The organism is Devosia sp. SD17-2, assembly GCF_029201565.1.
In the GTDB taxonomy this organism is placed as follows: domain Bacteria; phylum Pseudomonadota; class Alphaproteobacteria; order Rhizobiales; family Devosiaceae; genus Devosia.
Map to the genome: position 1 here is coordinate 3,151,352 of NZ_CP104002.1, position 18,447 is coordinate 3,169,798.

16 protein-coding genes are annotated in these 18,447 nt (G+C 63.6%); 13 read left to right on the forward strand and 3 right to left on the reverse strand.

Features of this window, described 5'->3' with window-relative positions:
• The 3 genes from NYQ88_RS15505 to NYQ88_RS15515 all read left to right on the forward strand — a co-directional run bounded on the left by NYQ88_RS15505 (position 1) and on the right by NYQ88_RS15515 (position 3,065).
• Positions 1 to 1,041, forward strand: coding sequence for an ABC transporter ATP-binding protein (locus NYQ88_RS15505; protein WP_275652014.1), 1,041 nt, complete (start codon positions 1 to 3; stop codon positions 1,039 to 1,041).
• Positions 1,038 to 1,958 carry an ABC transporter ATP-binding protein gene (locus NYQ88_RS15510; RefSeq protein ID WP_275652015.1) on the forward strand — a complete coding sequence of 307 codons (921 nt, stop codon included), beginning with the start codon at positions 1,038 to 1,040 and terminating at the stop codon, positions 1,956 to 1,958. The genes NYQ88_RS15505 and NYQ88_RS15510 overlap by 4 nt, the downstream gene beginning before the upstream one ends.
• A 156-nt stretch (positions 1,959 to 2,114) precedes the next feature.
• Positions 2,115 to 3,065, forward strand: a complete 951-nt coding sequence (locus NYQ88_RS15515; RefSeq protein ID WP_275652016.1) for a family 43 glycosylhydrolase — start codon at positions 2,115 to 2,117, stop codon at positions 3,063 to 3,065.
• Here the strand turns inward: NYQ88_RS15515 and NYQ88_RS15520 are convergent.
• Positions 3,062 to 3,556, reverse strand: a complete 495-nt coding sequence (locus tag NYQ88_RS15520) for a group III truncated hemoglobin (RefSeq protein ID WP_275652017.1) — start codon at positions 3,554 to 3,556, stop codon at positions 3,062 to 3,064. The genes NYQ88_RS15515 and NYQ88_RS15520 overlap by 4 nt on opposite strands.
• Positions 3,553 to 4,158, reverse strand: a complete 606-nt coding sequence (locus NYQ88_RS15525; protein WP_275654935.1) for a metalloregulator ArsR/SmtB family transcription factor — start codon at positions 4,156 to 4,158, stop codon at positions 3,553 to 3,555. Before NYQ88_RS15525 ends, NYQ88_RS15520 begins: the two co-directional genes overlap by 4 nt.
• Positions 4,159 to 4,326: 168 nt before the next feature.
• On the opposite strand from NYQ88_RS15525, the gene NYQ88_RS15530 reads away from it, so the two are divergent.
• The 3 genes from NYQ88_RS15530 to NYQ88_RS15540 all read left to right on the forward strand — a co-directional run bounded on the left by NYQ88_RS15530 (position 4,327) and on the right by NYQ88_RS15540 (position 6,012).
• Positions 4,327 to 4,929, forward strand: a complete 603-nt coding sequence (locus NYQ88_RS15530; RefSeq protein ID WP_275652018.1) for a superoxide dismutase — start codon at positions 4,327 to 4,329, stop codon at positions 4,927 to 4,929.
• A gap of 135 nt (positions 4,930 to 5,064) precedes the next feature.
• Positions 5,065 to 5,610 (forward strand): flavin reductase family protein, encoded by a 546-nt coding sequence (locus NYQ88_RS15535; protein ID WP_275652019.1) that lies wholly within the window; start codon positions 5,065 to 5,067, stop codon positions 5,608 to 5,610.
• Positions 5,611 to 5,733: 123 nt separating this feature from the next.
• Complete coding sequence (locus tag NYQ88_RS15540) at positions 5,734 to 6,012, forward strand: hypothetical protein (protein WP_275652020.1); 279 nt, start codon at positions 5,734 to 5,736, stop codon at positions 6,010 to 6,012.
• On the opposite strand, the gene NYQ88_RS15545 is transcribed toward NYQ88_RS15540, so the two are convergent.
• Positions 6,009 to 6,778 (reverse strand): IS5 family transposase gene (locus tag NYQ88_RS15545; RefSeq protein ID WP_275654860.1). Its coding sequence is split into 2 segments (ribosomal slippage): positions 6,009 to 6,464 and positions 6,467 to 6,778, totalling 768 coding nucleotides; the frame shifts between segments, so codons are not numbered across the junction. The genes NYQ88_RS15540 and NYQ88_RS15545 overlap by 4 nt on opposite strands.
• Positions 6,779 to 7,273: 495 nt before the next feature.
• Between NYQ88_RS15545 and NYQ88_RS15550 the strand changes: the two genes are divergently transcribed.
• From NYQ88_RS15550 to cysQ, 7 genes are all read left to right on the forward strand, one after another.
• Positions 7,274 to 11,953: an NAD-glutamate dehydrogenase gene (locus NYQ88_RS15550; protein ID WP_275652021.1), complete on the forward strand. Its 4,680-nt coding sequence runs from the start codon at positions 7,274 to 7,276 to the stop codon at positions 11,951 to 11,953.
• A gap of 213 nt (positions 11,954 to 12,166) precedes the next feature.
• Entirely contained in the window at positions 12,167 to 13,114 is a 948-nt protein-coding gene (locus NYQ88_RS15555; RefSeq protein WP_275652022.1) for a class 1 fructose-bisphosphatase, read from the forward strand.
• 293 nt (positions 13,115 to 13,407) lie between these two features.
• The gene (locus tag NYQ88_RS15560; protein WP_275651579.1) at positions 13,408 to 14,349 is read left to right on the forward strand and encodes an IS110 family transposase; all 942 of its coding nucleotides are present in this window, start codon (positions 13,408 to 13,410) and stop codon (positions 14,347 to 14,349) included.
• Positions 14,350 to 14,542: 193 nt separating this feature from the next.
• Complete coding sequence (locus NYQ88_RS15565; protein ID WP_275652023.1) at positions 14,543 to 15,817, forward strand: AGE family epimerase/isomerase; 1,275 nt, start codon at positions 14,543 to 14,545, stop codon at positions 15,815 to 15,817.
• Between the two features lie 80 nt (positions 15,818 to 15,897).
• Complete coding sequence (locus NYQ88_RS15570; protein WP_275652024.1) at positions 15,898 to 16,683, forward strand: SDR family NAD(P)-dependent oxidoreductase; 786 nt, start codon at positions 15,898 to 15,900, stop codon at positions 16,681 to 16,683.
• A 70-nt stretch (positions 16,684 to 16,753) separates the two neighbouring features.
• The gene (gene nadC, locus NYQ88_RS15575; protein WP_275652025.1) at positions 16,754 to 17,623 is read left to right on the forward strand and encodes a carboxylating nicotinate-nucleotide diphosphorylase; all 870 of its coding nucleotides are present in this window, start codon (positions 16,754 to 16,756) and stop codon (positions 17,621 to 17,623) included.
• Entirely contained in the window at positions 17,620 to 18,447 is an 828-nt protein-coding gene (gene cysQ, locus NYQ88_RS15580; protein ID WP_275652026.1) for a 3'(2'),5'-bisphosphate nucleotidase CysQ, read from the forward strand. Before nadC ends, cysQ begins: the two co-directional genes overlap by 4 nt.

Below are 18,447 nucleotides of genomic sequence, written 5' to 3' on the forward strand. Positions count from 1 at the left end.
ATGACCCGAGACACATCGAACGACCTGCTGACGGTCGAAGGGCTCAAGGCCTATTACCAGATGAGCTATTTCGGCGTGAACCGCGAAGTGCGGGCCGTCGACGACATCACCATGACCATCAAGCGCAACGAGGTCTATGGCATTGCCGGGGAAAGCTCGTCGGGCAAGACCAGTTTCATCAAGGTGCTGGCGGCGGCGATGCGGCCACCGCTGCGCATTGTTGACGGGTCGGTGAAGTACCAGTTCAAGGACCGCAAGGTCGATATCGCCACGGCCACCGACAAAGAAATCGAAGCCATCCGCTGGAGCCACCTCTCCTACATCATGCAGGGGTCGATGAGCGTGCTCAATCCGGTGCGGCGCATCGGCAAGACGTTCCATGATTTTGCGGCCAAGCCGCTGGGGCTGTCGGGCAAGGCGTTCGAAGACCGGGTGATCGCGCATCTGGCGCGGCTGAAACTGCCGCCGGAAGTGCTAAGGGCCTATCCGCATGAGCTTTCGGGCGGCATGCGGCAGCGCGTGACCATCGGGCTGGCGACAGTGTGCCATCCCGAATTCATCATTGCCGACGAGCCGACGACGGCGCTCGACGTGGTGGTGCAGAAGGAGGTGCTCAACCTCATCCGCGACATCCAGAAAGAAATGGGCGCCTCGGTGATCTTCGTCACCCACGACATGAGCGTGCATGCCAATGTCGCCGACCGCGTGGGCATCATCTATGCCGGGCGGCTGGTCGAGGAAGGGCCGACGCGCGAGATGTTCTTTGCGCCAAAGCATCCCTATACCGCCCATCTCGTGGCAAGCCTGCCGCGCATTGGTGACACGACGCAGCGCCCTGCCCTTGAAGGACGGCCGCCGAACCTTTCCGATCCGCCGGCCGGATGCCGGTTTCATCCGCGCTGCCCGCTGGCCATCGACAAGTGCAAGAAGGAAGTGCCGCCCATGGAAACGGTGGGGCCGGAGCATCGCACCGCCTGCTGGCGCTGGCGCGACGTGGAGCCACTGGTCAAGGCTGCAGCACCGCATGGAGTAATGGCATGACAACGCTTCTCGATGTGCGCGGCGTATCCAAGAGCTTTACGATGGGCGGGCTGTTCGGCCGCAAGATCGTGCCGGCAGTGCAGGATGCAAGTTTTTCGCTGTCTTCGGAAAATCCCGAGATTTTCACCATTATCGGCGAGAGTGGCTCGGGCAAGACGACGCTGGCGCGCATGATCCTGGGGCTCGAGGACGTCACGGAAGGCGAAATCCTGTTCCGCGGGGAAAAGGTCGATCGTCACGCCGGCAAGGACAAGCGGCACGAATTCATGAGCCATGTGCAGCCGGTGTTCCAGAACCCGTTTGAAGCGTTCAATCCGCTGAAAAAGATCGAGCGCTATCTCGAGAGCACGGCGCGGCAGTTTCTCAAGACCACCGACAAGGCTGTCATCGACCGGGCGATGGACGAGGCGCTGCAGAAGGTGGGGCTGAGCCTTGTCGAGGTGCGCGGACGCTTTCCGCATGAGATGAGCGGCGGGCAGCTGCAGCGCGCGGCAATTGCGCGGGCGCTGATCCCCAATCCACCGCTGCTGATTGCCGACGAGCCGGTGTCCATGGTCGACGCCTCGCTGCGCATGAGCATCGTCAATCTGCTCAAAAGCCTGCGCGACGATCTGAAAGTCTCGGTGATCTACATCACCCACGACCTGGCGACGGCCTACTACATTTCCAACCGGCTGATCATCATGCAGCGCGGGCGGATCGTGGAAATGGGTGATGCGCGGACCGTGCTGGACAATCCGGAACATCCGTATTCGCGGCTGCTGAAGGCGTCGGTTCTGTCGACGGATGATGCCGGCGACGGCAAGCTTATTACCGACCCGGAAATGGTGCGGCTGGCGACTGAGCTGGTGGCGCGACCGGGCAAGCTGGTGACGCGGGCGGATGGGCGCGCGGTTCGGGTTTACGAGGCGGCTTGAGACAAGACCCCCACCTAACCTCCCCCTGCCAGGGGGAGGGACGGATCGAGGTTGGGGAGCGGCCGGTGGTTTTACCGACAGAACCCCCTCCTAGCCTCCCCCTTGCTAGAAGGGAGGAATGGATCGGGGCTGCGGTGAGTATGAGGGACCAAAAGAATGAGTGCGCCGGTATATCGGGATCCGATTCAGGATGGGGCGGCGGATCCGACGGTGATCCGTCGGGAAGGCACCAATGAATGGTGGATGTTTTATACCAATCGCCGGGCCAATGCCGGGGGCGACGGGTTTTCGTGGATCCATGGTTCGCCGATCGGGGTCGCGGTTTCGACCGATGACGGAGTGAGCTGGACCTACAAGGGCACGGTGAAGGGGCTCGATGCGCCGGGGGATGACGGGCTCAATACGCATTGGGCGCCGGAGGTGATCTTCGCCGAGGGGCGCTATCACATGTTCCTCAGCTATATCAAAGGGGTGCCGACCCATTGGAAGGTGCCGCGCACCATCACCCATTTCGTCAGCGATGATCTCGAAAACTGGGAGCGGGTGGGACCGCTCAAGCTTTCGAGCTCGAACTGCATCGACGCCTGTGTGTTCCGCTCGCCGGAGGGGATCTGGCGGATGTGGTATAAGGACGAGGGCCAGGGTTCGAGCACCTGGAGCGCCACCAGCCCGAATATGATGGACTGGACGCTGGAAGGCGAAGTGCTGCCGGGATCGCCTGAGGCGCCGCCGCATGAAGGGCCGAACGTCTTCGAAATGGGCGGGTTCTATTGGCTGATTACGGATGAATGGCGGGGCCAAGCGGTCTACCGGTCGGACGATACGCTCAAATGGACGCGGCAGGGGACTATCGCCGGGGAGCCGGGCGAGGACCCGCTGGACCAGAAGTTTGCGCGGCATGCCGACGTGGTGGTCACTGGCGAGAGTGCGGTGATGTATTATTTCACCCATGCCGAATGGGACGAGACCAAGAACCCATCGGCCGGGCCGCCGGATGCGCGCTCGCGTGCCACCGCCGTGCATCAGGCGCGGCTTTGGGTCGAGGACGGCGTGCTCAAATGCGACCGGAATATCCCCTTGGGGCAGCCGGTTCTGGCGGGTGGCTAACTCTCAGTCGGCGTCCAACCGGGACTGGGCTCGCGCTTGAGCGGGCCCATCGTTGTGATGTCATCGCCCCGGCGCATGGAAATGTTCATGCGGAAGGAATTGCCGATGCGCTCGGAGCGTTCGACGAAGAGCGCGGCGATGTCAGGCGGGCAGAGTTCTTCGGCGGTCTCGCGGAAGAGGCGCAGCCAGCGCATGAAATGGGCGTCGTCCAGCTCGGGGATGGCCAGATGCTTGGGCATGGGGCGGCCATTATAGGTGCCGGTGCCGAGCAGCATGGAATTCCAGAATTCGGTGATGAGATCGATGTGCGCCGGCCAGTGGTCGGCCGGAATTTTGCTGTTAAACACCGGGCCGATCAGGGGGTCGTGGCGGGCGCGACCATAAAAGGCTTCAACGACGGCGCGGACCATGGGCTGGTCGAGGCCTTCAGGCGTTTCCCAGCCGATGCGGGTAAGACGCGTGCCTATCGGGGGACGATCGGGGACGCTCATGACGCTGGCTCTTCGGTGATGGTGTAAGTGCAGCGCCGGCCACCGCTGACGATGTGCTCGCTGCGCTCGACCGTGGCACCGGGGCCAATGACCGACCGAAACACGTCAAGCTCGGCGCGGCAAAAACCCTGGCAGGCGGTGGCGGCAGCGCAGATGGGGCAATGGTTTTCGATGAGCAGCAGCGAGCCGTCGGGCTGCTCGGACCACTCGGCCATATAGCCTTCGCGGCTGCGCAGATCAGCCAGCGCGGCGACGCCCGCCTTGAGATCGGTGGCGGTGGAAACCGCCTGCTCATAGGCGCTGCGGGTGTCGGATTCGCGCGCGGAGATGATGGTATCAAGGGCCGCTTCGCCGAGCTGGGCGCGCACAATGTCGAGCAATTGCACGGTCAGCGCCGCATGGGTATCGGGAAAACGCGACTGGGCGGCGGGCGTGAGGCTCCATTGCTGGGTCGGGCGACCGACACCGGCAGAGAGGCTGCGTGCCTCGACAAGCCCCTCCTCGGCGAGCCGCAGCACTTGCTGACGGGCGGCTTCTCCGGTGGTGCCCAACATTTTCCCCAGCGCGGCCGACGACAGGGCGCCATGCATCTTGAGCAGCATGAGAATGCGCTCGGCCGGGCTGCGCGGCGACCAGGACTGGGATTGGGGCAGTGCGTTTTCCAAGATGGACCTTGACTAAATGGCGCTAAGGGTTTTCAAAGTCAGTACTTGGAAATTAGACCGGACTGCGCCGCAAGGCAAGCCGGCGCACTGCGAAAGGTTATTGAGATGAGCTTTACGCTACCCGCCCTGCCCTATTCCGTATCTGCTCTGGCCGACGCCGGGATGAGCCAGGAGACGCTTGAGCTGCACCATGGCAAGCATCACCAGGCCTATGTGACGGCGCTGAACGGCTTTGTCGAAAAATACCCCGAGCTCGCCGGCAAGTCGCTTGAGGAGATCGTGCTGTTCGCCAAGGACAAGGCCGACATGGCCCCGGTGTTCAACAATGCCGGCCAGCACTGGAACCACATCCATTTCTGGAATGCGCTGTCGCCGACCGGTGGCAAGCTGCCGGGCAAGCTCGAAGCCAAGATCGTGGAAGATTTCGGCTCGGTCGACGCCTTCAAGGAAAGCTTCAAGACTGCCGCCACCACCCAGTTCGGGTCGGGCTGGGCCTGGTTGGTGCTGGGCGAGGACGGCAAGCTCAAGACCTCAAAGACCGCCAATGGCTCCAACCCGCTGGCGTCAGGCGAAGGCAAGGCGCTGCTCGGGCTCGACGTGTGGGAACACAGCTATTACGTCGATTTCCGTAATCGTCGCCCCGACTATGTGAGCAACTTCCTCGACAAGCTGGCGAACTATGAGTTTGCCGAAGCCAATCTGGGCTAAGTCGCTCCACCGCGCCCGATCCCCAGGATCGGGCGCCCCGAGCATTGCATTCGGCGGCGCTTCCGGGCGATGCTGGGTGATTGATTTTGACCGTTGATGTCCCGACATGACGGGCATGAGGTCTCGAGTATGACAATGGCTGATTTCGACCTTCCCGACACCATGGCCCTGCGCCCCAGCCGCCGGCCACCGGTGGGAAGGAGCGAGTTCCGCGCCGTGATGGCGGGCATGGCGTCGACCGTCTGCGTGGTTTCGGCCAAGCGTGGCGACGAAATGGTGGGGCGGACCGTGACCTCGGTGCTGTCGCTGTCAGCGACGCCGCCTGCCCTGCTGATCTCCATCGACATCGTCAGCCGGCTTGCCGATCTGATCGCCAAGACCGGTGGGTTCTCGCTGGCGATGCTGGCGACAGAGCAGACAGAGATTGCCGACGCCTTTGCCGGCAAGCTGGAAGCCGAGCACAGATTTGGCCTTGGACGATGGGGCAAATGGCCCTCGGGCCACCCCAAACTGCTCGACGCGGTGACGACGCTCGAATGCGACGTGATCGGGTCCATGGAAACGGGAACGCATGTGCTGTTTGCCGGCGCCATTGTCGAAGCGGAGACCAGTACCGACCGGATGCCGCTCATCTGGCAGCGGCATGGCTATCATGGGCTGAGCGCCCACGAGGACAAATAAGGCTCTGGCGGCGCGACGGAAAACCGGCCAAGCTGCCAGAGGAATGCCGCAATGATTGTCACACCGGGCAATGGTGCAACCCCTGGCCGCGGGGCCCGTTTACAGTGTGACCAGGAGGCGAAGGTGCCGCGCTTTTTCTTTCACTACCGTACCGATGATGAGCTGATCCGCGACGAGGCGGGCAGCGAGCATCCGGATCTGGAAGCGGCCGAGCACAATGCTGCCGAGATTGGCAAGGCGATCATGGACAAGCTGGCGGGCGAAGGCGGGGAAACCGGCATGCCGCGCAGTATCGAGATCACCGATGCCGAAGGGCACGAGCTGCTGTATGTGGTGTTCTGGGTGGGCCCCAAGATCGGCGCCGTTCCCGGCACGCCCATAACACCCGCCAGCGTGCACTAGGTGACCGACTCATAACTTCGCAACCAGATACGGATTGAAGCGAGTTGGACTGATGCCAGGAAATTGTCGTCTCGCTTGTCGTATCGGGTTGCGATTGCCCTGAAGTGTTTGAGTTTGTTGAAGTAACGTTCGACAGCGTTGCGCTGGCGATAGACCCAGTGGCTGAATGGGAAGGTTTGCACGCGGTTGGGCATGGCGCGGATATTGGCCCATGCACCGCGCTCGGCCATGGTGCTGCGCAGGGCATCACTGTCGTAGGCTCGGTCTGCGAGCAGGATATTTCCAGCGGACAGGGTGGCAAACATGTCCGCTGCTGATCGCCCATCATGGGCCTGGCCTTCGGTCAGTTTGAGCTGGATCGGCCGCCCCTGGGCATCGACCAGCGCATGGATCTTGGTGGTCAGGCCGCCGCGCGAACGACCCATGCAACGGGATCGCTCGTCTTTTTTTGACCGTTGGCGGCGTGCTGGTGAACCCGGATCGAGGACGAGTCGATCATCTGCACGTCGCCATTGTAAGCGGCTGATACAGCGTCAAGAATGCGCGCCCAGTGGCCGGCCCTGCGCCACCGGTTGAAGCGGTTCACGCAGGTCGTGTGCGGGCCATACCGCGTCGGGATGTCGGCCCAGGGCGCGCCCGTGCGAAGCCGCCAGAAGATGCCGTTCAGAACACGCCGGTCATCGGCGCGCGGAACGCCGCGCACCTTCGTCGGAAGCAGCGGCTGGATCACAGACCACTCAAAATCCGTAAGATCAAAACGCGCCATCATCACCTCCTGTCCACCAAAGGGAAGGAATCACAACAGCAGCACTTTGGGAATCCCGTTAATGGGTATGTGACCTAGGCGCGGCCCAGCCGAATTTTCGACAGAGACAGACGCTTTCCATGCGGGGCATTAGCCTGTGCACGGAACTGCTTTGCTATGGGCAGGCGAGATCAGGGACTAGAAAAGAGGCCCGGCATGGGCGGTGACCACGAAGCCCAGAATGAGGGCGGCGGCCAGAGCCGCATAGGAAACCATCAGATAGATCTTCGACATCGGGAACCCCGGAGATTGATCTATCGAAAGACTACCAGATCAATCGAGTTTAACAAGAGGTAAACGCGCGGCTGAGGCGGGGTGATGCGAAAAGCTTTGCCTGATTGTGACGATATTATGAAATGGCGTGCTCAATTAGGCCCGGAAGCACAGGCTTGTCAGGAGGGGAGACAGGACTGTTTGGCCTGCTAAGCTAGGGGACGGAACTGGAGGGGGATAAGCATGGCGGACATGCGGCTGCGGGAATTCGTCGAGGCCGGGAAACGGCTTGCAGGGGAAGACGAGAGCCTTGCGCGCTTTCTCGAGGCAGCACTGCGCGCCACCGACCCCGATGACTTGGCGCGGCAGGAACCGAGCCACTTTCTCGAGGTGTTGCGCCGCAGCCATGAGCGGTTGATCAAAGGGGGCCCAGAGGAGACGCGGATTTTCGCCACGCCTCCGGCCGATCCCGGGGCGCCGCTGGTGCTCGACGTGATTTCTCCCGACATGCCGTTCATCGTCGACAGCGTGCTGGCCGCCCTGCGGGCCATGGGTGGCGCCATCCGGCTGCTCGCCCATCCTGTGGTGCATCTGGGCAGCGACGGGGTGAACGACAATGGCGGGGCTGCGCTGAGCGTTCTGCATATCCACAGCGATCCGGTGGCCGATGCCGAGGCGCTGCGGGGCGAAATCGCCCTTGCGCTGCGCGATGTGGCGCGGGCCGTCAATGACTGGCGCCCCATGCTGGAGGCGGTGCGCGGGGCGATGGGTGGGCTCGGAGGCCTGCGCGCCGATGTGCGCGACGAGTCCCTGCGCTATCTCGAATGGCTGACCGAGCATAATTTTACGTTCCTGGGGGCGTGCGAGTTCCGGCTGGACGGCGAGAGCCTGGTGCCGCGGCCCGAGACGGCGCTGGGGATTTTGCGCGATCCGGAGCTGAAGGTCCTGCGGCTGGAGGACAGCTATGTCGACAGCACGCCGCAGCTGGTGGATTTCCTCAAGACGGCCGAGCCGCTGCTGGTCACCAAGGCCAATGTGCGCAGCCGCGTGCATCGGCGAGTGCACATGGATTATCTCGGGATCAAGCGCTATGGCGCCGACGGGCAAGTGGTCGGGGAATTGCGCGTTGTGGGGCTGTTTACCGCCCAGGCGCTGGCAACACCGCATACCGATGTGCCGCTGATCCGGCGCAAGATTGCCGAGGTGATGCGCAAGTCGGGGCTCGATCCGCGCAGCCATGCGGGGCGGACACTGCTGAGCGCGCTCGACAGCTATCCGCGCGACGAGCTGTTCCAGATCGAAGTGGAGCAGCTGGCAGAATTCGCCGAGGCGATCGCGGCGCTTTATGACCGGCCCAAGGTGCGGGTTCTGCCGCGCATCGACCGGTTTGACAATTTCGTCTCGGTGCTCGTTTTCGTGCGGCGCGACCGCTATGACAGCGCCGTGCGCTCGCGGATCACGCGGACCCTTGCGCAGATCTACGAGGGCCGGGTTTCGGCCTATTACCCGAATTTCCCCGAAGGGGAGCTGGTGCGCCTCCATGTCATCATCGGGCGCATTCACGGCAAGACGCCGAACCCGTCGCAGGCAGAGCTTGAGGCGCGGATCGAGGCGTTGACGCGGGACTTTTCGGATTTGCTGGTGGCCGAGGCGCCGGACCCGGGTGCAATCAGCGATTATCGCGGGGCGTTTTCGCAGGCCTATCAATCGCGAAAAAGCGTTGGCGAGGCGCTGGAGGATATTTCGGTCTTCCAGGGTCTGGGCGAGAGCGGCGGGATCGCCATTCGCCTGCAGCAGCGGGAGGCGTCCGAAGGGGCGCTGGCGATCAAGTTCTACAAGGCCGGCGGGGCCATTGCGCTCAGCGAGCGCGTGCCGATGCTGGAGCACTTTGGGTTCCGGGTAATCGACGAGCGCACCTATACGCTGGTGCCGCGCGACGGGGTGGAGCGGTATCTGCATGACATGGTGCTGGAGCCGGCCAATGGCGCGGCGCTCGATGTGGCGGCGCGGGCCAACGCCATCGAGAGCGGGCTGATGGCGGTGTGGACCGGGGCGGCCGAGAGCGACCAGCTCAATAGTCTCGTCACCCAGGCGGGGCTCAGCTGGACCGACGCGGCGCTGCTGCGGGCGCTGTCGCGCTATCTGCGGCAGGTGGGGACCTCCTATTCGCAGCGCTATATCGCCCAGGTGATGGTGACCCAGGCCGCGTCGGCCCGGGCGTTGGTGGCGCTGTTCAACGCGCTGCACGATCCTGCGGTGACGGATCGGGAGGCGGCGGCGGATGCGGCGCGGGCGGAAATAGCGGCGCAGCTCGAGACGATCTCGTCGCTGGATGAAGACACGATCATAAGGCGGTTCCAGAACCTCATCGAAGCGGTGCTGCGCACCAATGCCTTCCAGCGCGACGAGAGCGGCAATCGCCGGCCGGCGCTGGCGCTGAAGTTCGACAGCGGCAAGGTGGAAGGCATGGCCGCGCCTCGGCCCTATCGCGAGATTTCGGTCTATTCGCCGCGCGTCGAGGGCGTGCATTTGCGCTTTGGCGCGATTGCGCGCGGGGGTCTGCGCTGGTCGGATCGGCCGGAGGATTTCCGCACCGAAGTGCTGGGGCTGGTGAAGGCTCAGCAGGTGAAGAATGCCGTGATTGTTCCAGTGGGTGCCAAGGGCGGGTTCGTGCCCAAGCGACTGGTGCCGGGGATGGCGCGAGAGGCCTTTATGGCCGAGGGGACGGAGAGCTATCGGATCTTCATCGGCTCGCTGCTGGATGTGACCGATAATCTTGTCGACGGTGCCGTGGAGCCGCCCCAAAATGTGGTGCGGCGCGATGGGGATGATCCTTATCTCGTGGTGGCGGCGGACAAGGGCACGGCGAGCTTTTCCGATCTGGCGAATTCGATCGCGCTGGAGCGCGGCTTCTGGCTGGGCGATGCCTTCGCCTCGGGCGGGTCGGCCGGTTATGACCACAAGGGCATGGGGATTACCGCGCGCGGCGGCTGGGAGGCGGTGAAGCGCCATTTCCGCGAGAGGAACCGGGATATCCAGCGCGAGCCCTTTACCGTGGCCGGTGTGGGCGACATGAGCGGGGACGTGTTCGGCAATGGCATGTTGCTCAGCCAGCAGATCCGTTTGCAGGCGGCGTTTGACCACCGCGATATCTTTATTGATCCCGATCCGGACCCGGCCAGCAGCTTTGCCGAGCGGCAGCGGCTCTTCGCCCTGCCCCGTTCGAGCTGGCAGGATTATGAGACCGCGCTGATCTCGAGGGGTGGCGGGGTGTTTTCGCGGAGTTTGAAGTCCATTCCGCTCAGCGCCGAGATGAAGGCGCTGCTGGGATTGGAGGCGGATCACGCGACGCCCGCGGAGGTGATGCGGGCGATATTGATTGCGCCGGTGGACCTTCTCTGGTTCGGCGGGATCGGCACCTATATCCGCGGCACCGACGAGGACAATGCCAGTGTTGGCGACCGCGCCAATGATGCCATCCGCGTCACCGGCGCCGAGGTGCGCGCCAAGGTGGTGGGCGAAGGCGCCAATCTTGGCGTGACGCAGAAGGGGCGCATTGCGTTCGCCCAGAAGGGTGGGCGGATCGACACCGACGCCATCGACAATTCGGCCGGGGTGAATTCCTCGGACCTTGAGGTCAATATCAAGGTCGCGCTGGCACCGGTGGTGGCGTCTGGAGCGCTGGATGGTGAGGCGCGGCGAGCATTCCTGGCCCGCATGACCGACGAAGTGGCGGCGCTGTGCCTCCGGAACAATTATCTGCAGACGCTGGCCCTGTCGCTGGCCGAACTTGCAGGAGCTGGCGACTTGCCCAGCCACAGGGCGCTGATCGAGACGTTGGAAGCGCGCGGCCTGCTCGACCGGGCGGTGGAATTCCTTCCCAGCGACGCCACGCTCGATGCGCGGGCAGCGGAGGGCAAGGGGCTGGTGCGGCCCGAACTGGCGGTGATCCTGGCCTATGCCAAGCTGACGCTGTTCGATGATCTCCTCGCCAGCAGCGCCATCGACGAGCCCTATCTGGCCGGGGAGCTCTATCGGTATTTCCCCCAGACGCTGAACGCCACCTATTCCGAGGCGGTGAATGGGCACCGGCTGAAACGCGAGGTGATTGCGACCGTGCTCACCAATGCGATGATCAATCGGGGCGGGCCGGCATTTGTGACCGAACTGACGGCGGCGACGAGCGCCAGCGCCGGCGAAGTGGCGCTGGCCTATGCGGCGGTGCGCGATATCTATGGGCTGACGGCGCTGAATACGGCTGTCGATGCGCTCGATGGCGTGGTGCCGGGCGCGGTGCAGCTGGCGCTTTACGCCCAGATTGCCGCGCTCATGCGGCGAGAAACGCTCTGGTTCCTGCGCAATGGCAATGTCGGCGCGGGGATCGCCGGGCTGGTGGAGCGGCATCAAGCGGGCGTGGCCCAGTTGCGGGCGGCCCGAGAGGCGATGACAGGGCCAGACGTTGCCGAAGCCATCGCGGCACGGGCAAGGGGCATGGTCGGGCACGGGGTCCCCGAGGATCTGGCGCTCCGCATTGCCGAGCTACCGGTGATCGGCAATGGCAGTGACATCGTGCTGGTGGCGGAACGGGCGGGCGTGGCGGTCGAGACCGCGGCCAAGGCCTATTTTGGAGTCGCGGGGCTCTTCGACATTTTCGGCATGGCAGAGGCCGGTCGCGGCATGGTGCTGGCAGACCGCTATGAGCGCATGGCGCTCGACCGGGCGCTGGCCAATCTCAACCGGGCACAGCGGGACCTCACGTCGGATGTGCTCGCCGCTGGCGGGCTGGAGACCTGGCGCGGCGCGCATGAGGCAGCGATCGCGCGGACGATGAGCGCGGTGACGGAGCTGACGGAGGGTTCGGCGAGTGTGTCGCGGCTGAGCGTGGCGGCGGGGTTGCTGGCGGATCTGGCGCTGGAGGCGTGAGCGGGGGCTTCGGCGGTAGACTGAAAGATCGGGGTCGTGGCACACCCCACCCCAGCCCTCCCCATCAAGGGGAGGGAGAAACTCAGCGTGTGGGGGGATATCTGGCGCAACTGAATCTCGATTTATGAGCCGTCACCCTCCCCTCACCCGAAAGTCTTTCTTGTGCCAACGGGCGGGTTGGGGAGATTGGGGGGACGCAGAGGAGTTGCCCCTATGACCAAACTTGCCCAGTGGCTCGAGACGCAGACTGATGACCGTGAACTGGCCAGCGTGCTCGTCAGCATGGCCCGATCCGGCGCGGAAATCGCCGAGGTGTTGCGGCAGGCGCCGATTTCCGGGCAGACCGGGCTGGCCGGGGCGACCAATGTGCAGGGCGAGCACCAGAAGGCGCTCGACATCATCTCGAACGACATTGTTCTCAAGCACATAGGCGAGAACACTGCGGTTTCGATTCTGATCTCGGAAGAGCTGGATGAAGCGGTTCAGTTCGAGACTCAAGGGCGGTTCATCGTTGCCACCGATCCGCTGGATGGGTCTTCAAACCTCGACGTAAACGTCACTGTGGGCACGATCTTTTCGGTGCTGCCGGCAGCGGGTGGGATGCTGCAGAAGGGGACCGCGCAGGTTGCTGCGGGTTATGTCGCCTATGGCCCGGCGACGAGCCTGGTGCTGCGGATCAACGGGCCGGTGGCGGTGTTTACGCTCGACGGTGCGGGCGAATGGGTGCTGACGGTTGAAGCGGCCAAGGTGCCGGAAGCCTCGGGCGAATTTGCTATCAATACCGCGCGCGAGCGGTTCTGGGATGCGGCGACGCGCGGCTATGTCAGCGAGAGCGTGGCGGGGGAAACCGGGCCGGCCGGCAAGCGCTACAACATGCGATGGGTGGGCTCGATGGTGGCCGACATCCACCGCATCCTGATGCGCGGCGGGATCTTTATGTATCCGCTCGACAGCGAGACCGTGAGCAAGGGCGGGCGGCTGCGGTTGCTCTATGAGGCGAACCCGATGGCGTGGCTGGTGGAGGGCGCTGGTGGGGCGTCGACCACGGGGACGCAGGGCATTCTGGAGGTGGCGCCGACGGGCATTCATCAGCGCGTGCCGGTGATTTTGGGCTCGGCCGAGGAAGTGCGGCGGGTTGAGGGGTTTTACGCCCGGGGGTAGCACCCCCACCTAACCTCCCCCTGAAAAAGGGGGAGGGACAGATCGCGTTTTGGGCGGGTGTGGTGCAGGGAACGCGCTCCCGTCCTCGTATTTCGGCATCACCCGGCTTGTGTGGAGGATCTGTGCTTTAGTGGTGGCATCAGCCGGGTTGCGCATCCCGGCTGATGCAGTCAGGAGGCCGTTTTGTCCGGCTGGTTTGTCACAGCCGAGGACGAGCAAGGCCCTGTCTGCTCCCTTTGACCCCGAACGGTTGATCGGGCTGTTGCCCGCACCACAAGCCTGGGAGCAAGGTCATGATACACGACACCCTCTTCGTTGGCATCGACGTTTCCAAGACGCATCTGGACGTTCATACCCATCCCGCTGGCAAATCCTGGCGTTGCAGCACTGGACCGGAGGCGCTCGCCGAGCTGACGCAGCGCCTGGCCAGACTGGGGCCGTTGGCCATCGGGCTCGAAGCCTCGGGAGGCTATGAAGCCCGCGTGGCCGAGAGCCTGCATGCCGCTGGCCTTGAAGTGCATGTTCTAGCCCCGGCGCGGATCCGCAGTTACGCGCGGGGTATCGGCCAATTGGCCAAAACCGACAAGATCGATGCCGCTCTGATCGCGCGTTATCTGCAGGCCGTGCGCGCCAGCTTGACCCCTTATGTGTCTGATCCGATCCGACAAAGGCTGAGCGCGTTCACAGCCCATCGGCGGCGGATCGTTGCGGAAAAGAGCGGCCTTGTCAGTCAGCTCGATACCATCGACGAGCCGCTTGTGCGCAGCCTGATCGAGGAGCGTCTGGCGGCCATCGCCCTGGAGATCAAACGCATCGAAGCGGCCATCACTGCCCTTCTCGCCGACAATCGCCAGCTCCAGCAGCGCCAGGCGCGGCTGCGGCAGGTGACCGGCGTCGGTCCGGTTCTGGCGATCGCCTTACTGGCCGACATGCCCGAGCTCGGCAAGGTCTCCGCCAAGGTGGCCGCAGCACTCATCGGCGTTGCCCCTTATGCCCGCCAATCGGGCGCATCGGATCGCAACGGCCGCTGTCTTGGCGGACGAAAACATCTGCGCGATATCGCCTACATGGCCGTGCTCAGCGCCATCAAGGTGAAAGACCCCGTTCTCGGCGGCTTCTATCAAAGACTGCGCCTGCGCGGAAAACCCTTCAAACTCGCCATGATCGCAACGGTGAGAAAACTCATCACAATCCTCAACGCCATCGCCCGACAGGAACCGGCATTCCAACAGTGATGTCCACGGTTGCTTGTCCGGGTGATGTCGTTTTTGGGGAGATGGATTGCCGGGACGAGCCGGGCAATGGCGATGGAGGGGATGGGGATTGCGGAGACCGGGCACGATTTTCGGATAATGATTGCAACGTTGCAGGACGAGCGTCTTGGCGATAGAACGCGGGGAGCGGCGGAGAGGCCGGATGGGAGCGAGCATGACCGAGACGAAATCCACCCTGCCCAAGACCAATGCCGGCCCGTGGCAGAGGCGCCCGTTTCATCGCCAATATCTGATGCGGCAGGCCAATGATCTCTTCGATTTCTTCGAAGCGGCCTCGATCAATCCCAAGGGCGGGTTCTTTGAGCTGGACGATGAGGGTTTTCCGCTCAATGAGGAAAATTCCACCCGCCAGATCCACGTCACCTGCCGCATGATCCATTGCGCGGTGATCGGGAGCCTCCTCGGGCGGCCGGGATCGGACGAGATCGTCGACCACGGGATGCAATATCTCTGGCACCACCATCGCGACACCAAGAACGGCGGCTATGTCTGGTCGCTGGATGACAATGGTGTGGTGGATGGGCTCAAGCAGGCCTATGGCCATGCCTTCGTACTGCTGGCCGGATCGAGCGCGAAACTGGTCGGGCATCCGCTCGCCGATCAGCTGATTGAAGACATCACGCAGGTCATCAATAGCCGCTTCTGGGATGAGGCCGCCGGGGCGGTGCGCGAGGAGTTCGATACGGACTGGTCGCCGATCAGCAGCTATCGCGGCCAGAACTCGAATATGCATCTCACCGAAGCGCTGATGGCGGCGTATGAGGCCACGGGCAAGGAAGACTATCTGCGCAAAGCCGAGCGCATCGCCCAACGCATCATTCGCGACAATGCGGTGCCTCTTGGGCATCGGGTGGCCGAGCATTTCGACGAGAACTGGGGTCTCGACAAGAGCTACAAGCACGAGAACGAGATGTTCCGCCCGTCCGGGACGACGCCGGGGCACTGGCTGGAATGGGCGCGGCTGCTCTACCAGCTCTGGGTGCTGGGGCGGAAACAGCATGGCTGGATGACGGACGCGGCGCGCAATCTCTTCCGGACATCCATCGACCTCGGCTGGGACAATGTCCATGGCGGGTTCTTCTATACGCTGGACTGGAATGACCAGCCGGCGATGCGCGAAAAACTGTGGTGGCCGGTGGCGGAGGCCATCGGGGCGGCGGCCTATATCTCGGCCTATGATCATGATGATTATTTCCAGACTTGGTATCGTAAGCTCTGGGACTTTGCCGAGAACCATGTGATCGACCATGATCGCGGCGGGTGGCTGAGCGAGCTCAAGGAAGATCTGACCCCGGCATCGAACCTGTTTGTCGGCAAGCCGGACCTTTACCACGCGCTGCAGGCCTGCCTCATTCCGCTCTATCCGGCGACGGGGAGCCTGACCCAGGCCATCATCGAGGCGGACCACACCGAACGGCCGGTCCGCTAGAACCGATGTGAGTGAAACGGGGCGCCCGGAACGATTGGGCGCCCCTTTTGCGTTGAGCCTCCAACACATGGAGGCACGCAATGAACAATCTGGATGGCAAGGTGGCGCTGGTGACCGGCGCTGGCTCGGGTATTGGGGAGGCCGCAGCGCTGGCGCTCGGCAAGGCCGGAGCCATCGTGGTGGCGATGAGCCGTACGGCCGAAGAGGTCGAAGAGACGGCCAAGACGATCCGCGATGCGGGCGGACAGGCCAAGGCGATGACGGCCGACACGTCCGATGACGCGGCGATGAAGGCGCTGGTCGAGGGGCTGATTGCCGAATTCGGGCGGCTCGACATTGTGGTGGCCAATGCCGGGATCAATGGCATGTGGGCGCCGATCGACGACCTCACACCCGAGGAATGGGACAAGACAATCTCGGTCAATCTGCGCGGCACGTATCTGACCATCCACCACGCCGTGCCGCACTTGAAGAAGGCGGGCGGTGGCTCGATCATCATTATTTCCTCGATCAACGGGACGCGCACTTTCACCAATCCCGGTGCGACCGCCTATTCGGTGACCAAGGCGGGACAGGTGGCGATGGCCCAGCAGCTTGCGGTGGAACTCGGGGAGCACCGGATCCGAGTCAATGCGATCTGCCCGGGCGCGATCGAGTCCGAGATTTCCGACAATACCGAGGCGCGCAACACCGCAGAAGTTGAGGTACCGGTGGAGTTCCCCGAGGGCGATATTCCGCTGACCGGCGGAGAGCCGGGCAAGGCCGAGGATGTCGCAGATCTCGTGCTGTTTCTGGCCTCGGATGGCTCGCGGCACATCACGGGTTCACCCATCTGGATCGACGGGGCGCAGAGCCTCCTGCGCTAGGGCAAAACATTGCCAGCGGGCGGGCGGAAGCGTAAAGCACGGGGAGGATTTCTTCTGCTTGTGATGTGCCATGCTCGCCCTGCCCGCCCAGCTTCCGCGCCATCTTGTCGAGAGCGCCGTTCTCAATGCCCTGGCTGAAGATCTGGGCCAGGCCGGTGACCTGACCAGCCAGGCGGTGCTGGCGCCCGATGCCTGGGCGGTGGCGAGCCTCTCGGCCCGCGAGATGGGGATCATTGCTGGTCTCGATCTGGCGGCAGCGGCGTTTCGGCTGGTCGGCGACGGGATCAGCTTTGAGCCGCAGCTCAGCGATGGGGATCGCGTGGAAGTCGGCGGCGTCGTGGCACTGGTGTCGGGCCCTGCCCGGCTGGTGATGTCGGCGGAGCGCGTGGCGCTCAATTTTGTCAATCATCTGAGCGGGATTGCCACGCTGACCCGGCGCTATGCGGACGAGGTCGCGGGGACCTCTGCAAAGATCTGTGACACGCGCAAGACCACTCCGGGGCTGCGGGCCTTCGAGAAATATGCCGTGCGCTGCGGCGGCGGAGCGAACCACCGCTATGCGCTCAATGACGCCATCCTGATCAAGGATAATCACATTGCCGTCGCGGGCAGCGTCACCGCAGCCTACAAGGCGGCGGAAGCCTTTGCCGGTCATCTTGTCGCCATCGAAATCGAAGTGCAGACCCTTGCGGAGCTGGAGGAAGCACTGGCGGCCGGGGCAAGCATCGTGATGCTCGACAATATGGACAATGATCTGCTGCGGCAGGCGGTAGCGATTAACGCCGGGCGGGCGAAGCTCGAGGCTTCGGGTGGGGTGAAGCTCGACCGGGTGCGTTCGATTGCCGAGACCGGCGTCGACTATATTTCCACCAGCCAGATCACCATGGGGTCGAAGCCCCTCGACCTCGGTCTCGACGTAACCATTGGCGGTGGCGAATGAGCGTTTCGCCCAGTCTGGCGACCCGTTCGCTGACCGAGATTGCCGTTGAGGCCGCCATTGCAGCGGCAGAAGTGATCATGGCGGTCTACGCCCGCCCGATCCATGCCGTGGCGAAATCGGACGGATCGCCGGTGACCGAAGCCGATGCGGCGGCCGAAGCGATCATCATCGAACATCTGGCGCCGACCGGCCTGCCGATCCTGGGCGAAGAAAGCGTGGCGGCTGGGATCATACCGGTTCTGGGCGAGCGCTATTTCGTGGTCGATCCGCTGGATGGGACCAAGGAATTCATCAAGCGGAACGGCGAGTTCACGGTCAATATCGGGCTGATCGAACATGGCACGCCGGTGATGGGCGTGGTGCTGGCGCCGGTGACGGGCGAGCTATTCGTTGGCGACCGGGACGGCGCCTGGTCGGGTGTTATCCGCAACGGCGTGCTGCAGGAGCGGCAGACGATCGAAGTGGGCTCGCGGGCGCGGTTGCGGATTGTCGCCAGCCGTTCGCATGGGCACGAGGCGCTGGACCAGCTTTGCCGCACGCTCGATGTCGAGGCGGATGTGTCGGTCGGCTCGTCGCTGAAGTTCTGCCTTCTCGCGCGTGGAGACGCACAGCTTTACCCGCGCTTTACGCCAACTTGCGAATGGGACACCGCGGCGGGCCAGGCAGTGCTAGAAGCTGCAGGGGGAAGCGTTGTGACGCTGGATGGCCAGCCGATGCGCTATGGCAAGCACGAGCTGGGATTTCTCAATCCCTATTTCGTGGCGGCGAACAGCATGACGCTGGCGCAGCGAGCCGCAGAAGAGATGCGCAGCCTTTTGGGATGA

Excerpts from the sequence above, each read along its gene's own strand:
- NYQ88_RS15565 (WP_275652023.1), top strand. The coding sequence starts at position 14,543 with ATGACCGAGACGAAATCCACCCTGCCCAAGACCAATGCCGGCCCGTGG.
- NYQ88_RS15550 (WP_275652021.1), top strand. The coding sequence starts at position 7,274 with ATGGCGGACATGCGGCTGCGGGAATTCGTCGAGGCCGGGAAACGGCTT.
- NYQ88_RS15525 (WP_275654935.1), bottom strand. The coding sequence starts at position 4,158 with ATGCTGCTCAAGATGCATGGCGCCCTGTCGTCGGCCGCGCTGGGGAAA.
- NYQ88_RS15510 (WP_275652015.1), top strand. The coding sequence starts at position 1,038 with ATGACAACGCTTCTCGATGTGCGCGGCGTATCCAAGAGCTTTACGATG.
- NYQ88_RS15535 (WP_275652019.1), top strand. The coding sequence starts at position 5,065 with ATGGCTGATTTCGACCTTCCCGACACCATGGCCCTGCGCCCCAGCCGC.
- NYQ88_RS15560 (WP_275651579.1), top strand. The coding sequence starts at position 13,408 with ATGATACACGACACCCTCTTCGTTGGCATCGACGTTTCCAAGACGCAT.
- NYQ88_RS15555 (WP_275652022.1), top strand. The coding sequence starts at position 12,167 with ATGACCAAACTTGCCCAGTGGCTCGAGACGCAGACTGATGACCGTGAA.
- NYQ88_RS15530 (WP_275652018.1), top strand. The coding sequence starts at position 4,327 with ATGAGCTTTACGCTACCCGCCCTGCCCTATTCCGTATCTGCTCTGGCC.
- NYQ88_RS15520 (WP_275652017.1), bottom strand. The coding sequence starts at position 3,556 with ATGAGCGTCCCCGATCGTCCCCCGATAGGCACGCGTCTTACCCGCATC.
- NYQ88_RS15570 (WP_275652024.1), top strand. The coding sequence starts at position 15,898 with ATGAACAATCTGGATGGCAAGGTGGCGCTGGTGACCGGCGCTGGCTCG.
- NYQ88_RS15505 (WP_275652014.1), top strand. The coding sequence starts at position 1 with ATGACCCGAGACACATCGAACGACCTGCTGACGGTCGAAGGGCTCAAG.
- nadC (WP_275652025.1), top strand. The coding sequence starts at position 16,754 with ATGCTCGCCCTGCCCGCCCAGCTTCCGCGCCATCTTGTCGAGAGCGCC.
- cysQ (WP_275652026.1), top strand. The coding sequence starts at position 17,620 with ATGAGCGTTTCGCCCAGTCTGGCGACCCGTTCGCTGACCGAGATTGCC.
- NYQ88_RS15515 (WP_275652016.1), top strand. The coding sequence starts at position 2,115 with ATGAGTGCGCCGGTATATCGGGATCCGATTCAGGATGGGGCGGCGGAT.